The sequence below is a fragment of the Adlercreutzia sp. ZJ473 genome (assembly GCF_013185065.1).
Classification (GTDB): domain Bacteria; phylum Actinomycetota; class Coriobacteriia; order Coriobacteriales; family Eggerthellaceae; genus CAAEEV01.
This window is the reverse complement of record NZ_JAAVTO010000094.1, coordinates 1-4,375: the sequence shown is the minus strand read 5'-3', so window position 1 is coordinate 4,375 and position 4,375 is coordinate 1. Positions and strand designations below refer to the sequence as shown.

4 protein-coding genes and 1 tRNA gene are annotated in these 4,375 nt (G+C 70.8%); all 5 read left to right on the top strand.

Translation table 11 applies throughout. The annotated features are described in order from the left end of the window. A partial coding sequence (locus tag HRL41_RS11595) for a septum formation initiator family protein (protein ID WP_172137157.1) occupies positions 1 to 849 on the top strand: 849 nt, incomplete at its 5' end. A gap of 99 nt (positions 850 to 948) precedes the next feature. Beyond that, positions 949 to 1,905 (top strand): Ppx/GppA family phosphatase, encoded by a 957-nt coding sequence (locus tag HRL41_RS11590; protein ID WP_172137156.1) that lies wholly within the window; start codon positions 949 to 951, stop codon positions 1,903 to 1,905. A 133-nt stretch (positions 1,906 to 2,038) separates the two neighbouring features. Continuing rightward, a tRNA-Leu gene (locus tag HRL41_RS11585) sits at positions 2,039 to 2,121 on the top strand. Between the two features lie 87 nt (positions 2,122 to 2,208). Then, positions 2,209 to 3,258 carry a polyprenyl synthetase family protein gene (locus HRL41_RS11580; protein ID WP_172137155.1) on the top strand — a complete coding sequence of 350 codons (1,050 nt, stop codon included), beginning with the start codon at positions 2,209 to 2,211 and terminating at the stop codon, positions 3,256 to 3,258. A 29-nt stretch (positions 3,259 to 3,287) separates the two neighbouring features. Continuing rightward, positions 3,288 to 4,184, top strand: a complete 897-nt coding sequence (locus HRL41_RS11575) for a peptidoglycan-binding protein (RefSeq protein WP_172137154.1) — start codon at positions 3,288 to 3,290, stop codon at positions 4,182 to 4,184. The last annotated feature ends 191 nt before the right edge of the window (positions 4,185 to 4,375 follow it).

Sequence of the window (4,375 nt, the reverse complement as noted above, 5' to 3'; positions counted from 1 at the left end):
CGCGGGGCCGCGTACGCGACGCGCGGAGGCGCGGGCGGCGCACGAGGTGCCCTGCGCGCGGAAGCACGGGGCGACAGCCGCGGGCGCGCGAGCCGCTCCGCTTACGGCGACGCGCGCGACGCGCGTGCCATGCGCTCGCAGCGCCTCCCCTTCGACGCCGCTGACCAGGCCTGGGAGACCCAGGAGGCCGAGGAGCACGTCCGCGAGGCGGCGCGTCCCTCGTCGCTTCGGGAGCGCGTGTCTGCGAAGGTGAGCGCCGCGAAGCGCTCTCATGCGCAGTGCCGCGCCGAGCGGCGCTTCTCGCAGCAGTACGGCGGCGCCGACAGAGGCGCGGGCGCCGAGGCCGCCGCCGGCCCGCGCGCGGCGGTGTACAAGGGCGAGATGGGGACCAAGCACCGGCGTGCGGCGCGCATGCAGGACGACGCGGCTCCGCGCGGCGGCTCCGCGCGCTCGGCTTCCGCCAGGAAGACGCGCCGGCTTTCGCCCGTCCTCGCCGTGAGCGCGGCGGTGGCGGCGTGCCTGCTGCTCGGCGGCGTGTTCCTCTACACCCCGGCGCAGCAGTTCTACCAGGAGGTGCGCGAGCGCGACCGCCTGCAAGCCGAGTACACCGTGCTCCAGCAGCGCAACGACGCCATCCAGGGCGAGGTGGACGCGCTGTCGAGTAGCGCGGGCGTCGAGGATCGCGCGCGCGCCGAGTTCGGCTGGGTCAAGAAGGGCGAGACCGCCGGCAGCGTGGGCGGCCTCGACGTGGAGAAGGACTCGAGCTTCCGCGCCAACATCGTCCCGGGCAGCGTGGAGGCCCCCGAGACGTGGTACTCGTTCCTCGACCCCGTGTTCGGGGTCAAGTAGCTCCGGGCTCGCTGACGCCAGCTCGGAGTCATCTCGGCGCGGCGGCTTCGCGGGCATCCTGCGAAGCCGCCGCGCTTTTGACGGCAAGGGAGGTTGCCCATGGAAGCGCAGGACGCGCAGGACGCGCGGCGGTTCGCCGCCGTCGACATCGGGACGGTGACGTGCCGCATGCTGGTGGCCGACGTGGTCGGCGGGCGTGTGGTCCCGCTGGCGAAGGAGTACGCGATCACGAACCTGGGCGAGGGCGTCGACGCCTCGGGCGAGCTTTTAGACGAGGCCATGGAGCGCGTGGCGCGCACCATCGACCGCTACCTCGCCGTGCGCGACGCGCTCAGCACCCCGGAGCACCCCGTGCTCAAGACGGCGTGCGTGGCCACGTCGGCCGCGCGCGACGCGCGCAACGCGTCGGAGTTCGCGCGCATGCTGGCCGACCGCGGGCTTGCGCTGGCGGTGATCCCCGGCGAGCAGGAGGCGGCGCTGTCGTTCGCGGGCGCGTCGGCGGAGTTTCCCGGCGAGCGCATCCTCGTGGTCGACGTGGGCGGCGGATCGACCGAGCTCATCGTGGGGCTCGCGGGCGCCGCGCCGCAGAAGGCGCATTCGTTCGACATCGGGTGCCGCCGCGTGACCGAGCGCTTCCTGGCGAGCGACCCCCCTGCGGCCTCCGAGCTCTGCGCGGCGCGCGCGTGGTGCGCGGAGCAGTTCGCCGCCTACTTCGAGGAGCTGCCGGAGGGCGCGCGCCCGGACCGCATGGTCGCCGTGGCGGGGACGGCCACCACGGCGGTGAGCATCCGCGAGGGCATGGAGACGTACGACTCCGACCGCGTGCACGGGGCCCGGGTGTCGCTCGAGGAGCTCGAGGGCATCACGCGGCGCCTGGCGGCGCTGCCGCTCGAGGAGCGCGCGCAGGTGGTGGGCCTCGACCCCGGGCGCGCGCCGGTCATCACGGCGGGCCTGCTCATCTTGGAGGAGGTCATGCGCGCCGCCGGGGTCGGCGCCTTCACCGCGAGCGAGTCCGACATCCTGCAGGGGATGGTCCTGCGCGCCGCGCAGGGCTGACGAGGCGCACCCCCTCCCCGCGGCCTCCCGGGCCGTCGGGCGGGCCGTTTCGCAAGGCGGCTCTGCGGGGTGCGCCGATCTGATATCATGGCAGGCGCGTCAAAGGCGTGATCCTTGCGGTCTGGCAGGTTTCGGGGGCGTGGCGGAATTGGCATACGCAGCGGACTTAAAATCCGCCTCTTCGGATTGTGGGTTCGAGTCCCACCGCCCCTACCATGAACACCCCGTGTGCTATCATGCTTATCTCGCGTACCCATCGGTCAACTTGCGTACCCATCTGTCAACCTGCGGCAAGAAAGCGCTATGGAAAACATCAACGAGATCCTCGCGGGCGTCGACCACGCACCCGCCACCTTCGAAGAATATCTCACCTGCTATGCCGACAAGGTGGGCGAGCTCATCAACGGCTACATCCCGCACGGCAGCCATCCCGACATGGACCGCTACCTGTACGCGCCGCTGTTCGAGTACAGCCAGAACGGCGGCAAGCGCCATCGCCCGCTGATCTGCTTCGCGGCGTGCATGGCCGTGAGCGGCGACGTGGTGCGCGCCACGTCGGCGGCCGCGGCCATCGAGCACTTCCACACCGCGGCGCTCATCCACGACGACATCGCCGACGAGGCCGAGCTGCGCCGCGGCGAGCCGTGCCTGCACCTCACGGAGGGGCTGGGCCTCGCCATCAACATGGGCGATCTGGCGCTGTCGCTCGTGAACGGCACGGTTGTGGATGACCCCGCGCTCGACGACGCCACCAAGGTGCGCGTGGTCACCGAGCTCATCAACATGACGCGCCGCACCATCGAGGGCCAGGCGCTCGACATCGGCTGGGCGCGCGACGGCCGCTACGACATCACGCCGGAGGACTACCTGGTCATGGCCACGCACAAGACAGCGCACTACTCGGGCGCGGTGCCGCTGGCCATCGGCGCCATCATCGGCGGCGGCACGGAAGCGCAGGTCGAGGCGCTGCGCAACTACGGCCTCGACACCGGCCTCGCCTTCCAGATCCAGGACGACCTGCTGAACCTCGTCGGCACCGAGGAGAGCACCAAGAAGGACTTCCGCAACGACATCACCGAGGGCAAGCGCACGCTCGTGGTGGTGCACGCGCTGCAGAACTCGCCGGCGCGCGACCGCCTCATCGAGATCCTCTCGTCGAAGGAGAAGGACCCGGCCGTGCTCGCCGAGGCCGTGCAGATCATGGAGGAGTCGGGTTCGATCGACTACGCGCGCAGCTACGCCGAGAACCTCACGTCCATCGCGAAGAACCGCCTGATCGACATGGTGGGCCCGTCGTCGTCGCGCGATCTGCTCGTCTCCATGGCGGACTGGTTTGTGAACAGGCTCAAGTAGCGTCAAGGCGGACAAGCGAGGCGGATGCGATGAACACGATCAAGCGAGGGGACTTCGGGGCGGCGGTCGAGGACGTGCAGCAGCGCCTCGCGCTGGTGGGCAACCTGGCGCAGGACCAGGTCACGGGCGAGTATGACGAGCGCACGGCGACGGCGGTGCGCGAGTTCTGCCTCAACGTGCACCTCGGCGCAATCGACGAGGTGACCGAGAAGGTGTGGGCGGCGCTCGTCGACGCCTCCTACAACCTGGGCGACCGCACGCTGTACCTGCGCATGCCCTACTTCCACGGCCACGACGTGCTCGAGCTGCAGCAGGCGCTCGGCGCGCTCGGGTTCTTCTGCGGAACCGAGGACGCCATCTTCGGCGCGCACACCGAGCTCGCGCTGCGCAAGTTCCAGACGAACATGGGGCTTCCCTCCGACGGCATCGCCGGCGCCTACACCTACGCCTCGCTGCGCAACCTGCAGCACTCGTGGGTGGGCAAGGAGGCCTCGCACCTGTCGCGCCCCATCGGGTTCGCCCGCGCGGCCGACGTGCTCGAGTCGCATGCGCTGTGCCTGTTCGGGACGTGCGAGTTCACGCGCTCGGTGGCCTCGCGCATGTCGAACCTGGCGATGGCCACCAACCCCTCGTCGAAGATCGTGAGCGCCGACGCGCTCTCCGTGGCGCCGGACGACTCCATGCTGCTCGTGCACGTGTCGCTGGAGGTCGCGGAAGGCGAGCAGGCCGTTCCCGTGGTGGCCTACGCCGACGAGGAGACGCTTGCCGTGCGGCTGAAGGGCGCGCTCGCCGCCGCCCGCGGCGCCCGCCCGCCGCGCGTCGTGGTGGTGCTGCCCGGGCGCATGTGGGAGGACGCCGGGGCCGACCGAAGCGCCCAGCACTTTGCCATCACGCTGCTCGACGCTTTGTGCGCTGCGCTCTCTTGAGATTCCGCCCGTCCTGACGGGACGGGCGGAACGCTCGACGCTGCGGCCTTCTGATGCATTTCACCTAGGTAAGCACTGATTTATTACCGTTTGACGAGCTGACACGGCCCATGGCTGCGTTTGCCTCCGGCCCCGTACCCCCCTACTCGGGGTCCGGGGCCGTTTTCGGGCGCAGATGTCCGCGGGCGGGC